General features: G+C 65.7%; 13 protein-coding genes. 5 read left to right on the forward strand and 8 right to left on the reverse strand.

From position 1 onward, the window contains the following. Positions 1 to 126: 126 nt before the first annotated feature. The 3 genes from LDO54_RS02520 to LDO54_RS02530 form a co-directional block, all read right to left on the reverse strand. A complete protein-coding gene (locus LDO54_RS02520) occupies positions 127 to 1905 on the reverse strand; it encodes a phospholipase C (protein WP_224005729.1) in 1779 nt (592 codons plus the stop codon). Positions 1906 to 2427: 522 nt separating this feature from the next. Continuing rightward, positions 2428 to 3624 (reverse strand): 5-demethoxyubiquinol-8 5-hydroxylase UbiM, encoded by a 1197-nt coding sequence (ubiM, locus tag LDO54_RS02525; RefSeq protein WP_224005732.1) that lies wholly within the window; start codon positions 3622 to 3624, stop codon positions 2428 to 2430. A gap of 70 nt (positions 3625 to 3694) precedes the next feature. Further along, positions 3695 to 4117 (reverse strand): hemerythrin domain-containing protein, encoded by a 423-nt coding sequence (locus LDO54_RS02530; protein ID WP_224005735.1) that lies wholly within the window; start codon positions 4115 to 4117, stop codon positions 3695 to 3697. 395 nt (positions 4118 to 4512) lie between these two features. Here LDO54_RS02530 and LDO54_RS02535 point away from each other — a divergent pair, with 395 nt between their 5' ends. Beyond that, positions 4513 to 5703 carry an FUSC family protein gene (locus tag LDO54_RS02535; protein ID WP_224005738.1) on the forward strand — a complete coding sequence of 397 codons (1191 nt, stop codon included), beginning with the start codon at positions 4513 to 4515 and terminating at the stop codon, positions 5701 to 5703. Between the two features lie 151 nt (positions 5704 to 5854). Here LDO54_RS02535 and acnB read toward each other — a convergent pair whose 3' ends face one another. Next, complete coding sequence (acnB, locus tag LDO54_RS02540) at positions 5855 to 8440, reverse strand: bifunctional aconitate hydratase 2/2-methylisocitrate dehydratase (RefSeq protein ID WP_224005755.1); 2586 nt, start codon at positions 8438 to 8440, stop codon at positions 5855 to 5857. A 407-nt stretch (positions 8441 to 8847) separates the two neighbouring features. Next, a complete protein-coding gene (locus LDO54_RS02545; RefSeq protein WP_224005758.1) occupies positions 8848 to 9231 on the reverse strand; it encodes an ATP-dependent protease in 384 nt (127 codons plus the stop codon). Between the two features lie 225 nt (positions 9232 to 9456). Between LDO54_RS02545 and LDO54_RS02550 the strand changes: the two genes are divergently transcribed. Further along, positions 9457 to 10701, forward strand: a complete 1245-nt coding sequence (locus LDO54_RS02550; RefSeq protein ID WP_224005761.1) for a DUF1479 domain-containing protein — start codon at positions 9457 to 9459, stop codon at positions 10699 to 10701. After that, positions 10691 to 10885 carry a helix-turn-helix domain-containing protein gene (locus LDO54_RS02555; RefSeq protein ID WP_436975478.1) on the forward strand — a complete coding sequence of 65 codons (195 nt, stop codon included), beginning with the start codon at positions 10691 to 10693 and terminating at the stop codon, positions 10883 to 10885. The genes LDO54_RS02550 and LDO54_RS02555 overlap by 11 nt, the downstream gene beginning before the upstream one ends. Positions 10886 to 10973: 88 nt before the next feature. Here the strand turns inward: LDO54_RS02555 and LDO54_RS02560 are convergent, their stop codons facing one another. After that, a complete protein-coding gene (locus LDO54_RS02560; RefSeq protein ID WP_224005764.1) occupies positions 10974 to 12095 on the reverse strand; it encodes an NADH:flavin oxidoreductase in 1122 nt (373 codons plus the stop codon). A 174-nt stretch (positions 12096 to 12269) separates the two neighbouring features. Here LDO54_RS02560 and LDO54_RS02565 point away from each other — a divergent pair, with 174 nt between their 5' ends. Further along, positions 12270 to 12659 carry a winged helix-turn-helix transcriptional regulator gene (locus LDO54_RS02565; RefSeq protein ID WP_224005767.1) on the forward strand — a complete coding sequence of 130 codons (390 nt, stop codon included), beginning with the start codon at positions 12270 to 12272 and terminating at the stop codon, positions 12657 to 12659. Positions 12660 to 12667: 8 nt separating this feature from the next. Here the strand turns inward: LDO54_RS02565 and LDO54_RS02570 are convergent, their stop codons facing one another. Next, positions 12668 to 13210, reverse strand: a complete 543-nt coding sequence (locus tag LDO54_RS02570) for an alpha/beta fold hydrolase (RefSeq protein WP_224005770.1) — start codon at positions 13208 to 13210, stop codon at positions 12668 to 12670. Between the two features lie 23 nt (positions 13211 to 13233). Between LDO54_RS02570 and LDO54_RS02575 the strand changes: the two genes are divergently transcribed. Continuing rightward, the gene (locus LDO54_RS02575; RefSeq protein ID WP_224005773.1) at positions 13234 to 13980 is read left to right on the forward strand and encodes an SDR family oxidoreductase; all 747 of its coding nucleotides are present in this window, start codon (positions 13234 to 13236) and stop codon (positions 13978 to 13980) included. Positions 13981 to 14032: 52 nt separating this feature from the next. Here the strand turns inward: LDO54_RS02575 and LDO54_RS02580 are convergent, their stop codons facing one another. Then, on the reverse strand, positions 14033 to 14653 hold the full coding sequence (locus LDO54_RS02580) for a TetR/AcrR family transcriptional regulator (RefSeq protein WP_224005776.1): 621 nt from the start codon (positions 14651 to 14653) through the stop codon (positions 14033 to 14035). Positions 14654 to 14663 lie beyond the last annotated feature (10 nt).

Raw genomic sequence — 14663 nt, forward strand, 5'->3', positions numbered from 1 at the left:
AAAGCATCGGTCCGACCGTGGCCGGACCGATGCGCAAGCGCGTCCCAACGCTGCTTCAGGCGATGCAGGAATGCCGGGACGCGCGTCGATGGTCGAACGTTGCGCGCGTTCAGACGTGCTGCGCGCCTAGAGTGACGGCCCCGTGATGGCGGCGGGCGCCGACGAGAGCTGCGTGCCCTTGTTCGAGTCGAGATACAGCGGCGCGATCGGCGACGTGCTCGCGAAGTTGAACAGGTTCATGATGCTGCCCGCGTTGGCGTCGTTCGAGCCCTGGCCGATGCGCGCGCCGCCGAGCCAGTTGTCCTCGATGAAGCGCACGACCGAGGACTGCGTGACCACGGTGGTGCCGTCGACGAAGTTCGCCTTGGCGTACGGCGAGATCACGAGGAACGGAATGCGCGTGCCCGGACCGCAGCGGCCGTTGACGGCGCCGCCGTTCACGCCCGCGCCCTGCACCGCGCCCGTGGCGTTGCAGACGCCCGCGCCGTTGAGCTGGTCGGCGCCCGTCACGGCCGTCTTGGTCGTCTGGCCCGTCGTTTCCGCCGAGGTCGAGTCGAACGAGGAGGTGGTCGGCGCGATGTACTGATGGTCGTACCAGCCGTCCGAGTCGTCGTAGGTCACGATGACCGCGGTGTTCTTCCAGTCGGGCTGCTGCTGGAGGAAGTTCACGACGCTGGTGACGAACGATTGCTCGTCGAGCGGATCGGAGTTGCCCGGGTGGGCGTCGGCGACCGCCGGTGCCTTCAGGAAGCTCACCGACGGGAAATTGCCCGCCTTGACCGCCGTGAAGAAGTCATTCACGTCGTACTGGTGATGCACCGGCGTGGCCGTGTTGTCGAGCGGATCGGTGTAGCCGATCGCCGCCACCGACGACGGACGCGTATGCGCGAGGTTCTGCGTAGTCGTGTAGTACTGGAACCACGCGTGATGCTGCACGTAGTCGTTTTCGCTCGCGCCGAGCACCGACGAATACGTCGAGCGGCTGCAGCCCGTCGTGCCGTTCGCGTTCACGGTCTGCAGATTGAAGCCGCCCATGAAGCCGCCCCACGTGACGCCGCTCGAATTCAGCAGATCGCCGATGTTCTTCGAGGTCATCCCCGCCGTCGTGCTCGAACCGGCCGCGAGCGTGCAGGCGTCGCCGGTCGGGTCGAGGTCGCCCACCAGCGTCCAGCCGCCTTGCAGGTCGTACACCACGTCGGTCGACGGGCTCGTCGTCGCGCTGCCCGTGACCACCGCGCCGCTCGACGTCACCACGGCGCCGTTGTGCTGGCCCGAGACCACCGAGATCGCGCCCGGCGTCGACGGACCGTAGGTGTCCGTGTACGCGTTGTCGCTCATCGCGAAGTGCTGCGCGTAGTTCCACAGCGCGGTCACGGTGTTGCCGTCGAAATAGCCCATCACGAGGCCCGGCTCGCCGAACGTGTTCGCCGAACCCACCGCGTTATTGCCGGTGTTCAGCGGATACAGGTCCATCTTGCCGTCGTCGGCGGCGAGCTGTTCCGGCGTGTAGTTGTGGTTCTGGCTTTCCGTGGCGGCCTGCGAACGGTCGAGACGGAACGGGTTGATGTTGGTGCCCGTCGCGTTCTTCGTGTTCGCCACCGTCGGGTTGTTCGTCAGCAGTGCGGACGTGAGACCGTTGACGGTCGGCGTGCCCGCCGCCGCGGTGAACGTCGGCTCGCCTTCGGGGTTCTGCGCGTTCGGATAGGTGCCGAAGTAATGGTCGAAGGACTCGTTCTCGCCGAAGATCACCACGAGGTGCTTGATCGGCGTGGCCGTCGCAAGCGCATCTTGCGGCGACGCGGCCGTGGTCGAACTGGACGGCGTGTTGTTGCTGCTGCCGCAGGCCGCGATCGTGGCGACCGCCGCTGCGAACGAAATGGATAGCAAGGCTTTTCTGGGATGCATATCGCGCGCTCCTGGATTTTAGTATGGCGCTTCGTCTTATTGGGTTGAAAGCAGAGAGTGGGTCAATTGCAATAATCGCAATCGAAATGCTTTGAGGCGCCGTCAAAGTGGCCGCATTGAAACATTCGAGTGTGAAACTTTTATAAAGAATTCCGAATATCCTGTAGGCGGTTGTCGGCGATTATTGCGCGCGATAAAGGTAATGGACGTGGCTTGCGCCGGGCATGGCGCAGGGAATTGAAAGCAGGCGACGGAAGGCTTGAGAGGCGGGGTTTACAGCGTGAAAAACGCGATTCGGTGAACGATGGTCGCGCGATCGGGAATTAACTCTTTGATATGACTGTCCGAATTGACTAATCCGACGCTGAAATAAATCGTAAAAATTCTGTTATTAATTGATTGAAATATTTCAATCGCGTTTCTGATGGGTTTCATTGCGCTTCTGATGCGCGCGGATCGTTGCCGGTTTTGAAACCGGCGCGTGCGTGAGCGCCGGTAATTTTTCGTTATCCAGTGATCGGCCTATCCGGTCAGCGACGCAGCGACGGCCTTGCGGAACGGCGCGAGATGCGAAGCCGCGCGCAGCATGACGTTGCGGGCGAGCCGCGCGGGCAGCGTGCCATTGGTGTAGATCTCGGTGATCAGGCGCGTCGCCATGAAGAGTGGCCGCGTCGAGCGCCGATGGCGGTTCTCGTAGCCGCGCAAGACGTCGAACGCGCCGATATCGCCGCCCTGACGCTGCGCGGCCATGATGCATTCGCGCAGCGTTTCGACGCTCGCGAGGCCGAAGTTGAAGCCGTGCGCCGTGACCGGATGCATGCCCACCGCGGCGTCGCCGACCGTGGCGAAGCGCGTCGCCGCGAAGCGCTCCGCGTACACCGAAACGAGCGGATACAGATGCCGCGTGCTCACGAGGCGCATCGCGCCGAGCCGCCGCGCGAAACGCCGTTCGAGATTCGCGCCGAACGCCTCGGGGCTCAGCGCCGCGAGCGCGCCGATCTCGTGCGCGGGCAGTGTGAGCACCACCGACGACTGATGCGCGCCGCTCGGCGCATGCGCGTTCATCGGCAGCAGCGCGAGCGTCTGGCCGTAGCCGAACCATTCCCACGCGGCCTCGCGATGCGGCAGTTCGTGCGTCATGCGGCACACGAGCATGGTCTTGCCGAAGTCGTGCAGATCGGCGGCGATGCCCATCATGCGGCGCGTCGGCGAAAAGCGGCTGTCGGCGGCCACGGCCAGCGCGCCCGTCAAGACAGCGCCGCTGTCGAGCGTCACGCGCGCCGATTCGGCGTCGGTCTGCACGGCGCCGACCGTTTCGCCCGCGATCAGCGTGACGTCGCCGTGCGTGGCGATGCTCGCCTGGAGCGCGTCGAAGGCCGCCTGGCGGATCACCTGATTGGCGACGAGCCAGCCCAGTTCCGCGTGCTCGCGCGAGTCGCTGCCGATTTCGAGCGCATGCGTGGAGAGGCCGTTGAAGATTTTCGCGGCGCGCATCGGCGAGCGCGCGTCGGCGTCGATGCGCTCCCACACGCCGAGTTCGCGCAGCAGGCGCACGGATTTTTGCGTGAGCGCGATTTCGCGGCCGTCGAACGCGGGCGCCGCGATGGCGTCGCGCGGCTGTTGCTCGACGAGAGCGATGCGCAGGCCGCGCCCGCTGAGCGCACGCGCGAGACACAGACCGGCGGGGCCGCCCCCGACGATGATGACGTCGTGATTCATGGACCTGTTGTGCGGAGGGAGTGAGCGGAAAATGTGGAAGGGAAACCGGCAACGAGGGCGCAACGGCGCTTCAGACGACCGGCGCGACGCCGGTCTCGCGCATGTGGCCGATCATCATCGAGTCCATCGTTTTGACGTGAAACGCGAACCACTCGCGCAATTCGCCGATCAGGCGGCGGCCGAGATCGAAGCGGGCGTTGTCGGCGATTTCGGCGCGCACGAGGCTGGCGATTTGCAACACATGGCGATGCTGGCCCGCATGGCAATGGCGCGGCCCGAAATCGAGCGCCTCCATCCAGCGTTCTTCCTGCGCAAAGTGTTCGCGCGTGTGGTCGATCCAGACGTCGAGCGCGGCGACGAGTTCAGGGTCGGGCGCGTCGTGCGCGAGGTCGAGCAGGCGCACGAATTCGGTGTGCATGGCGTCGGTGACGGGCTCGCCGAGTTGCAGCTCGGGAGGCAAAGGCGTGGGAGTGGGCGCGACGGGCGGGGTCATGAAGTGCGGCGAAGCGAGCGCAACGGCTGTCTCGGGGAAATTATCAAGATAGCAAGGCAGGGGCGGTCACCCGATGATCTCGCGCAAGCCGGTTAAAGGATGGAGCTGCGGCAAATGCGTCCCGTGTGCGTCCCGTGCGCGGCGGCGCACTGCCATCGTGAAATGACGTCGCCCTAATTTTGACCAGCTATCATCCGGGAAAACCCGGGCCGTTCGCCGCGCGTCGTACCCTCGACGCAGGTGGACGCGGCCCGGACGTACGCCTCGCCGGGCGCACGCTGGACCGGAGATCCCGGCATGGCGGCGCATCCGGCGTCCTCTCATTGCCGGGCTTCGCGCCCGGACGTCGGATACGGCCACAAGCCGGATGCCGACACGCACGGATATCGTCGACCATGATCGCCGCCGCCTGTTCACGCGCCTTCAACCGCGCGCTGCTCCACGACCCCGAATTCGCGCGTCTGCGCGGCGCCGCGCGCTCGACGCTCGCGAGCCTGCTCACGGCCGGCCTCGGCGTGCCGTGGGCGCTTCAACATCATCAGACGGCGACGCTCGCCGTGCCCGCCGCGCTATTCGCGATGATTGCGCCGCTATTTCTGCGCGAGGCGCGCCTGTCCGGCTGGCTGGTGTCGCTGCTGATGCTGGAGTTCTGCGCCTGCGCGGCCTTCGCCGCCGCGGCGACGGTCGCTTCGCAGCCGATGCTGCGCGATGCGGGCTCGCTGCTCGTCGTGTTCTTCGGGATGTTGTGCCAGACGCTCGGCGCGCGCGCGGTGGGCGCGGCGCTGCTCACGCTGGTGGCGTTCTATCTCGGCTTGTATCTGCATCCCGTGGACGCGCGGCTCGTCGAGATGCTGGGCGGCATGGCGCTGGCGTCGCTCGTCGTGACGTTCGTGGGGCGGGTGGTGTTTCCGGTGGAGCGTGCCGGGGAGCGGCCGTTGCCTTCGTCGCCGACCTCATCGTTCGTGCGCGGCTTGCCCGCGAGCGTCGCGGCGGTGCAAGCGCGGATCGAAGCTGCGCTGCGTCTCGCCGCCGATGTGATCGTCACCGGGCGCCCCTCGCAACGGCCGCTCGGCGAATTGCTCGCGCATCGGCTGCACCGGCTCGCGTGGCGTCCGGCGCTGGTGGCGACCGTCGCGGCGCTGCTCGCGATGCTGGCGGGCAGCGAACTCTCGGAGGACCGCGCGATGTGGGCGGTCATCAGCACCTTCGTGGTGTTTCTCGGCACGACCTCGCATCAGGGCACGCGCGCGCGCGTGATGAAGCGCATCGCGGGCACGCTCACGGGCGCGGCGGCGAGCGTGCTGCTCATCGGCGCATGCGGGCACGCGCCCTGGCTGCTCGTGGCCGCGATGGCTTTGTCGGTGTTCGGCTGGGCGTATTACATTCTTCACGCCTACGCGCGCGGCGTGTTTTTCATCACGATGCTGGTGGGCCTCGTGTATGGGCAACTGGGTTTTGCGATCGTGCCGCTGGCGCGCTTGCGCATCGAGGAAGTGCTGGCCGGATGTGTGATCTCGCTCGTCGTGGCGATGCTGCTGATGCCGTCGGCGAACGCGCACGCGGCGGTCGCGCGCGAGCGGGCGTAATGCGTCGCTTGATGGACGCGAGGCACAAAAAAATAGCGCCGCAGGCATGGAGCCTGCGGCGCTATGGGCATGCCGCTAAAACGCGAAGCTGGAAGCAGAACAACGGCGCGAATCTACGTTGCCGTGATCGCGCCGTTTCCGCTCATCGCGCTTAGATCTGCACGCTGTCGGCGACTTCCTTGAAGTCTTCGATCTTGTCGAAGTTCATGTACTGATAGATCTTGTCGCCGTTGGCGGTCAGCACGCCCATGTCGGCCATGTACTCTTCCTTGGTCGGGATCTTGCCCAGACGCGAGCAGATCGCCGCCAGTTCCGCCGAGCCCAGATACACGTTCGTGTTCTTGCCCAGACGGTTCGGGAAGTTACGCGTCGACGTCGACATGACCGTCGCGCCTTCGCGCACCTGTGCCTGGTTACCCATGCACAGCGAGCAGCCCGGCATTTCGGTACGCGCGCCAGCCGTGCCGAACACGCCGTAGTGGCCTTCTTCGGTCAGCTGCTTCTGGTCCATCTTGGTCGGCGGCGCAACCCACAGCTTCACGGGGATGTCACGCTTGCCTTCGAGCAGCTTCGACGCGGCGCGGAAGTGACCGATGTTGGTCATGCACGAACCGATGAACACTTCGTCGATCTTCGCGCCTGCGACGTCCGACAGCGTCTTCACGTCGTCCGGGTCGTTCGGGCAGGCCACGATCGGCTCATGCACGTCGGCCAGGTCGATTTCGATGACGGCGGCGTATTCCGCGTCTGCGTCCGGCTGGAGCAGTTGCGGGTCGGCCAGCCACGCTTCCATCGCCTTGATACGGCGTTCGAGGCTGCGCGGGTCTTGATAGCCTTGCGCGATCATCCACTTCAGCAGCGTGATGTTGCTGTTGAGGTACTCGATGATCGGTTCCTTGTTCAGGTGCACCGTGCAACCGGCAGCCGAACGCTCAGCCGACGCATCCGACAGTTCGAACGCTTGCTCGACCTTCAGGTCGGGCAGGCCTTCGATTTCGAGGATACGGCCCGAGAAAATGTTCTTCTTGCCTTGCTTGGCGACCGTCAGCGTGCCTTCCTTGATGGCCCACAGCGGAATCGCGTTGACGAGGTCGCGCAGCGTGACGCCCGGCTGCATCTTGCCCTTGAAGCGGACCAGCACCGATTCCGGCATGTCCAGCGGCATCGTGCCGGTGGCGGCCGCGAAGGCGACCAGACCCGAACCTGCCGGGAAGCTGATGCCGATCGGGAAACGCGTGTGCGAGTCGCCGCCGGTGCCGACGGTGTCGGGCAGCAGCATGCGGTTCAGCCACGAGTGGATCACGCCGTCGCCCGGACGCAGCGCGATACCGCCGCGCGTGCTGATGAAGTTCGGCAGCGTCTGGTGCGTCTTGACGTCGACGGGCTTCGGATAAGCGGCCGTGTGGCAGAACGATTGCATGACGAGGTCGGCCGAGAAGCCGAGGCACGCCAGATCCTTCAGTTCGTCGCGGGTCATCGGGCCCGTGGTGTCTTGCGAGCCGACCGAGGTCATCTTCGGTTCGCAGTACGTGCCCGGGCGCACGCCCTGGCCTTCCGGCAGACCGCACGCGCGGCCAACCATCTTCTGCGCGAGCGAGAAGCCACGGCCGCTGTCGGCCGGTTGCTGCGGCAGGCGGAACAGCGTCGACGGCGCGAGGCCGAGCGCTTCACGCGCCTTGGCGGTCAGGCCGCGGCCGATGATCAGCGGAATGCGGCCGCCGGCGCGCACTTCGTCGAACAGCACGTCGGACTTGACCTGGAATTCGGCGATCACGGCGCCGTTCTTCAGTGCCTTGCCTTCGTACGGGCGCAGTTCGACCACGTCGCCCATTTCCATCTGCGACACGTCGAGTTCGATCGGCAGCGCGCCGGCGTCTTCCATCGTGTTGTAGAAGATCGGAGCGATCTTGCCGCCGAGGCACACACCGCCGAAGCGCTTGTTCGGGATGAAGGGGATGTCTTCGCCCGTGAACCAGAGCACCGAGTTGGTGGCCGATTTACGCGACGAACCCGTGCCGACCACGTCGCCGACGTAGGCGACCAGGTGACCCTTTTCCTTCAGCGATTCGATGAACTTGACCGGGCCGCGCTTGCCGTCTTCTTCCGGCGTGATGCCGGGACGCGCGTTCTTGAGCATCGCGAGCGCGTGCAGCGGGATGTCCGGGCGCGTGGTGGCGTCGGGAGCCGGCGACAGGTCGTCGGTGTTGGTTTCGCCCGTGACCTTGAAGACCGTGATGGTCAGGCTTTGCGGGACTTCCGGGCGGCTCGTGAACCACTCGGCGTCGGCCCAGCTTTGCAGGACGGACTTTGCGTTGGCGTTGCCCTTGTCGGCGAGTTCCTTGACGTCGTGGAACTGGTCGAACATCAGCAGGGTTTTCTTGAGCGCGTCGGCTGCGACGGTGCCCACGGCGGCGTCGGCCAGCAGTTCGATCAGCGGGGCGATGTTGTAGCCGCCGAGCATCGTGCCGAGCAGTTCGGTGGCGCGCTCGCGCGAGATCAGCGCGCAGGCGGTTTCACCCTTGGCGACGGCGGCCAGGAAGCCGGCCTTCACGCGCGCTGCTTCGTCCACGCCAGCCGGCACGCGGTTGGTGATCAGATCGACCAGCGTCTCTTCTTCGCCTGCGGGCGGATTCGTCAGCAGTTCCACCAGCTCGGCGGTTTGCTGAGCCGTGAGAGGCAGGGGGGGGATGCCGAGCGCGGCGCGTGCGGCTACGTGAGCACGAAAGTTTTCAAGCATGGGGGACCTGCTGTATTGCGTTTCAGGGGAAGGCGTTCCAGACACGCCGAGGCTATTCCGGGCACTACCACTACTTTGACCGCGATTCTAATCCTTGAGCCGTCTATCGTCAAATGTCTTATGTCTTATATAAGAGTTGATGAGCGGAGCAGTCGGGCGCGATGAAGTCTGCTGAATCGCCGGGTGATCTTGAGGGAAACGGCCGGGTTGGGGTAGGGCGTTGTTGTATAAGGTGTTTTTTGCGATCTGGATGAACGGCGATGAACGCGGAGCGCCCTTCGTGAAGGGGTTTGCGCGCGATTCTAGATCGGAATCCGGAAAGGATATTTACCGCGCGGGCATGTTATTTCACGATGTGGGATGCGATGTGGGGTGCAATGCGGCCGCGTTTGGGGACGCCACGAGGTTCAGAGATCGCCGCGCACTTCGCCCGTGCCCAGCGCGTTGCGCTGGCGGTTGACCTCGGCCCAGAGTTCGTCGCTGTCGTCGTCGCGCAGCACGATGATCCCGTCCAGCTGATCGCCGGTCACGCCGAAATAGTCCTGGAGTTCCTGGCGCACCGCATCGATGAACTGCGCGTACTCCGGGCTTGCCTGGGCCTGCGCGTGCAAGGCGTCGTATTCGGCATCGTCCGCGCCGCCGCCGTGCTCGTCGATGTAGCGCGTGATCCATTGGTCGCGCTCGCGGTCGTAGTCCGCCTCGGCGCGCATCGCCTGCACGGCCGTGTAGATATCCAGTTGGGCAAATGCGGCGATCGCCGCCGTGGTGGCCGCGTCGAATGTCGTGGTCATGTTATCTCTCATCGTTGAGTGCGCCGCTCATCGGACGCCGATTCGCGGCACTTCGTCGGTCCGTGATCCTACCGCGCGCGCAGTCGAACGGCGAGAACGCCGACGATCTTCGCGGCATGCCCGGGTGGACGATTGCTGACATCCGGTCACTGACCGTGGCGGACTTTCGCGCCACGCGCGCCTCGCCTAATCTGATGGGATCAAAGACACAACACGGAGACGCGCATGTCCCTGCAGATCGACGACCTTCCTGCCGCCATCCGCGCGGCGAAGCGCGAGTTGCGCGAGCGGCTGCCCAACTATCGCGAGATATGCGCGGAAGTCGAGGCGGACATGATCGCGCAGGCGGAGCACATCGCGGCGCTGCGCGAGCGCGGCGAGCCGGTGATCCCCGAAATCCGCTTCGACGATATCGCGGCGAATCGCGTGAGCGCGCAGCAGATCGCGGCCGTGAAAGCACGTGGCGCGTGCGTGATCCGCAGCGTGTTCGATCGCGCGCGCGTCGAGCAATGGGACCGCGATATCGCCGACTATGTCGAGCGCAACCGGCTCGACCAGAAACTGGAAAACCGCGCCGAGGATAAATACTTCGGACAACTGGATTCCAGCAAGCCTCAGATTTACGGCGTGTACTGGTCGAAGCCGCAAGTGCTCGCGCGCCAGTCGCCGGAACTCACGCAGGCGCGCGTGTTTCTGAACCGGCTCTGGCGCAGCGAAAGCGAAGGGCGCGTGCATTTCGATCCCGAGCGCGTGCCCGTTTATGCAGATCGTCTGCGGCGGCGTCCGCCGGGTTCGGCGTCGCTCGGCCTGTCGGCGCATTGCGACGGCGGCTCGGTGGAGCGCTGGATCGAGGCGAATTTCCGCAAGGTCTACCGCGAGGTGTTTTCCGGCAACTGGCGCGCCTACGATCCGTTCGACGCGGCGTGGCGCACGGAGGTCGAGGAAATCGCCTCGCCCGCGGTCTGCTCGATGTTCCGCACGTTTCAGGGCTGGACCGCGCTGACGCAGCAAGGTCCCGGCGACGGCACGCTGCAACTCGTGCCGATCGCCAACGCGATGGTGTATATCCTGCTGCGCGCGCTGCAGGACGATATCGCCGCCGACGATCTGTGCGGCGCCATGCCGGGCCGCGCGCTGTCGATCAAGGAGGCGTATCACGCGCCGCTGTTCCGGGCGCTCTCGTCGATACCGTTGATGCAGCCGGGCGACACCGTGTTCTGGCACAGCGATGTGATTCACGCGGTCGAGGACGCGCATCGCGGCAACGGTTACAGCAACGTCATGTATATCGCCTCGCTGCCCGCGTGTGCGAAAAACGACGCCTATTTGCGGAGGCAATTACCGAGCTTTATCGACGGAAGAAGTCCGCCCGATTTTCCGGCGGACCATTTCGAAGTGGATTTCGCCGGACGCGCGACGCTCGACGATCTTAGCGAACTGGGCCGCGCGCAGATGGGGGTTGAGCTTTGAAACTGGGGCTTTAAACGCGCGACGCTGGCGGCAGCATGCGCGGTGTTTTCTTGCGCTGGAGCGTCTCGCGAGCGGCGAAGATACCGTCGCGGTCGCGCTCGATCACGGCTACACGAGCCAGAGCGCGTTTGCCGCGATGTTCAAGCGCCGTTTCGGCAGGGCGCCGTCGGCGTTTTATCGATGAAGTGGCGTGATGCCGATGGCGTGCGCCCGCAATCGACTGCATCGGGCAACGCGGACGCACGCTCATCGCTGGGACTGAAACCCGCGACTTAAACCAGTTCGCGCAGCGAAGCCGGTTCGAAACCGCGCAGACTGTCGCTATCGCCCGAGCGCACTTTCTCGGCCCAGGCCGCATCGGTGATCAGCGCGCGGCCCACGGCGATCAGATCGAACTCGTCGCGTTCCATCCGCTCGATCAGACGGTCGAGCCCGACGCTCGTCGAGCCTTCGCCGCCGAACGCCGCCATGAAGTCGCCCGAGAGGCCGACCGAGCCGACGCTGATAGTTGCCGCGCCCGTCAGCTTCTTGGCCCAGCCCGCGAAATTCAGGCCGTTTTCGCCGTCGATTTCGGGAAACTCCGGCTCCCAGAAGCGGCGCTGCGAGCAATGCAGCACGTTCGCGCCCGCCGCGACAAGCGGTTCGAGCCATTGCGCCATCTCCTGCGGCGTCGGCGCGAGACGCGCCTTGTAGTCCTGCTGTTTCCACTGGCTCAGGCGGATCACGATCGGATAGTCGGGGCCGACGGCGGCGCGCACGGCGGCGATGATCTCCGCCGCGAAACGCGCGCGCTCGCCGATGCCCGGGCCGCCGTAACGGTCGTCGCGGCGGTTCGTGCCGGACCAGAAGAACTGGTCGATCAGATAGCCGTGCGCGCCATGCAGTTCGACCGTGTCGAAGCCGAGCCGTTTGGCATCGGCGGCCGCCTGCGCGAACGCGGCGATGGTATCGGCGATATCGGCGTCCGTCATGGCGACGCCGCGTTCCACGCCCGGCGCATCGAGTCCCGACGGGCTCTCGACCGGCGCGTCCGGCGTCCAGTCGGAGAGGAAGCTCTTGACCGCGCCCGTGTGCCAGAGCTGCGGACCCATGCGGCCGCCGGCTGCGTGCACTTCGTCGATCACGTGCTGCCAGCCCGACAGCGCCGCCTCGCCGTGGAAGAACGGAATGCCGGGATCGTTGCGCGACGCGGGCCGGTTCACGACGGTGCCTTCCGAGAGGATCAGGCCCACGCCGCCTTCCGCGCGGCGGCGGTAGTAGGCCGCGTTCGCCTCGCCGGGAATGCCGCCGGCCGTGAACGAGCGCGTCATCGGCGCCATGACGATGCGGTTCGGCAGCGACAGCGAGCCGACCGAGAAAGGTTGAAACAGGATATCGGTTGCAGACGAAGACATCGGGTGGGGCTCCGTAGTAATCAAAGGCATGCTCAGGACGATCCGAAAGCCGGACCGAAGTCCGGACCGCCCGCCGTGAGCGCGCGGCTGAATTCCGCCGAACCCGAATGGTATATTCTGGATACCTGGCGTCAAGAACGCACTTTGTTTCGCCTAGGTATCCTCGAGGAAACCATGCCCCTGCCTTCGAAGCTCGATTGCCGCCAACATTTTTCCGTCGATTGCCCGAGCCGCTTGCTGATCGATCAGATCGCGGACAAGTGGTCGATGATGATCCTGACCGTGCTCGACGCGGGCCCGATGCGCTTCAACGCGATCAAGCGCCATCTGGAAGGCGTCACGCAAAAGGCGCTGACGCAATGTCTGCGCCGTCTGGAGCGCAATGGCCTCGTGTCGCGCAAGGTGATTCCCGTGTCGCCCGTTGCGGTCGAGTACGAGATCACGCAATTGGGGCGCTCGCTGCAAGGGCCGTTCAGGGCGCTTTATGCGTGGACGCTGCACAACCTCGAAGCCGTCGATGTGGCGCGTGCGGCCTTCGATGCGCGCGCACAGAGCGAGGCGTGAAGCGCGCGTCAGTCGGCCAGAAACGCCATCAACGCCTCGTTGAAAGCGGCCGCCGAATCGACGTTGCCGATATGCGCCGCGCCTGAAATCTCCACGAATCGCGCGCCGCGAATCTGCGCGCACATCGCCTGGCCGATCGCGGGCGGCGAGACGCGGTCCTCGCTGCCCGCGACGATCAGTGTCGGCTGCGCGATCTCCGTGAGCCGGGCGCTCGCGTCATAACCCACCACACCTTGCGCGACCCACGCGAGCGACGCGCCATCCGACATGGCCGCGATCGCGTGCCACGCCTGCCACGTGCGCATGCCTTCGTCGCTCGCGCGAAAAGCCGCGCTCACGTTGAACGGCCAGGAGCCTTCGAAACGCACGACCGGACCGTCTTCGGCGCGAAACGTCCTGGCCCATTGATCGGCGAGGGCGCGGAACGCGTCGGTGGCCGTCGAGCCGTAACGTTGGGCGGGTTTGGCGTCCGATCCGGTTCTGGAATTCGGTGTAGTATTCAGATACTCGTTGGAATCTGAAATGAACGCGTGCTCGCGCAATGCGGGCACGCGGCCTGAATCGGGAGTGGAATATGGCAGCGGAACTCAAGGGCCGGCGGGTGGTGATCGTCGGCGGCACATCGGGATTCGGTTTCGAAGTGGCGCGCATGGCGCGCGACGCGGGCGCGCAAGTCGTCATCACGGGCCGCGATGCGCAGCGGCGCGACGCAGCGCTGGCCGCGCTCGGCGCGGTGGATAAGGCGGCGGGCGAAGTGACGGTGAGCGCGCTAGCGCTCGATATCGCCGACGAAGCCGCGCTAACGGACTTTTTCGCGCACATCGGACCGTTCGATCACCTCGTCTCGATGGCGGGCGGCGCGATGGGCGGCGGCTTTCTCGAAGCGCCGCTCGAGACCATTCGCCAGGCCGTGGAAGAGAAATTTTTCGCCAATCTGCGGCTCGCGCGGCAGGCCGCGCCTCACGTGCGCGAAGGCGGCAGTCTCGTGTTCACGGCGGGATCGGGCGGACGTCCGCATAACGCTTCGGGTGCGATCGTCGGCAACGATGCGATCCGCACGCTGGTCGAAGGGCTCGCGGTGGAACTCGCACCGCGTGCGCGCGTGAATGCGGTCGCGCCTACGTGGACGCGCACGCCGCTATGGCGCGCGATGCCCGCGAGCGATGTGGACGCGATCGAGCAGCGCTTCAATGCGCTGATTCCGCTCGGCCGCACCGCGAAGGTGGAGGAAGTGGCCGCCGCCTATCTGTTCCTCATGAGCAACGGCTTCGTGACGGGCCAGACGATTGCCGTCGACGGAGGCGTGACGCTCGTTTCCTGAGTTTCTGTTTAGCCTGCGCGTTCCGCGTACCTGCCGCTCCGCGTTCCGGCGTTCAGCGCTTCGCGCGCTTGCGCGCCGGAGCGGGCGCGGCGCTTGCGCCGAACACGCCTTGCAGCGCCACGCGCAACAAATCGCCCGAGGTGGGCTGGCTGACGAAACTCATCGCGGGCGCGTAGGTCAACTCGAACACGAGCGCACCGACGGTCTCGGGCGAGAGCGTGGCGGCCGGAGTGTCCGGCGCGATGGCGAGCAGACGTTCGCCGAGCGCGCGCCATTGCGTCCGCAACACTTTTTCCTGAGCCTTGCGGAAGGCGCTGCCCGGTTTGGCGTGGCGCGCGTACTCGACGATCAGCGAGGGCCAGTTGCCGGTGCGCGAATGCTTGTCGGACCAGCGCGCGAGGCACTCGATGGCGTCGCCGAGGCTCTGCGCGTCATGCAGCGCCGCGAGGATCGTGGCGAGGCTGGTCTTGCCGTGCGCGTTGAGCACGTCGAGAAACAGGGCTTCCTTGCCGTCGAAATTCGAGTAGACGGCGCCTTTGCTGAAGCCGGCTTCGTCGGCGATGCGTTCGAGCGACGTGGCGGCGTAGCCGTCGCGCGCGAACAGCGTCTGCGCGACGTCGATGAGTTTCTCGCGCGTCTGCGCCTGGCTGGCTTCACGGGTCATGCGGGGCATGGGCGGATTC

Origin of the sequence: Paraburkholderia tropica (assembly GCF_914484835.1) — a bacterium.
GTDB classification, from domain to species: domain Bacteria; phylum Pseudomonadota; class Gammaproteobacteria; order Burkholderiales; family Burkholderiaceae; genus Paraburkholderia; species Paraburkholderia tropica_A.

Coding starts and splice junctions, on each gene's coding strand:
- LDO54_RS02520 (WP_224005729.1), bottom strand. CDS start 1,905: ATGCATCCCAGAAAAGCCTTGCTATCCATTTCGTTCGCAGCGGCGGTC.
- ubiM (WP_224005732.1), bottom strand. CDS start 3,624: ATGAATCACGACGTCATCATCGTCGGGGGCGGCCCCGCCGGTCTGTGT.
- LDO54_RS02530 (WP_224005735.1), bottom strand. CDS start 4,117: ATGACCCCGCCCGTCGCGCCCACTCCCACGCCTTTGCCTCCCGAGCTG.
- LDO54_RS02535 (WP_224005738.1), top strand. CDS start 4,513: ATGATCGCCGCCGCCTGTTCACGCGCCTTCAACCGCGCGCTGCTCCAC.
- acnB (WP_224005755.1), bottom strand. CDS start 8,440: ATGCTTGAAAACTTTCGTGCTCACGTAGCCGCACGCGCCGCGCTCGGC.
- LDO54_RS02545 (WP_224005758.1), bottom strand. CDS start 9,231: ATGACCACGACATTCGACGCGGCCACCACGGCGGCGATCGCCGCATTT.
- LDO54_RS02550 (WP_224005761.1), top strand. CDS start 9,457: ATGTCCCTGCAGATCGACGACCTTCCTGCCGCCATCCGCGCGGCGAAG.
- LDO54_RS02560 (WP_224005764.1), bottom strand. CDS start 12,095: ATGTCTTCGTCTGCAACCGATATCCTGTTTCAACCTTTCTCGGTCGGC.
- LDO54_RS02565 (WP_224005767.1), top strand. CDS start 12,270: ATGCCCCTGCCTTCGAAGCTCGATTGCCGCCAACATTTTTCCGTCGAT.
- LDO54_RS02575 (WP_224005773.1), top strand. CDS start 13,234: ATGGCAGCGGAACTCAAGGGCCGGCGGGTGGTGATCGTCGGCGGCACA.
- LDO54_RS02580 (WP_224005776.1), bottom strand. CDS start 14,653: ATGCCCCGCATGACCCGTGAAGCCAGCCAGGCGCAGACGCGCGAGAAA.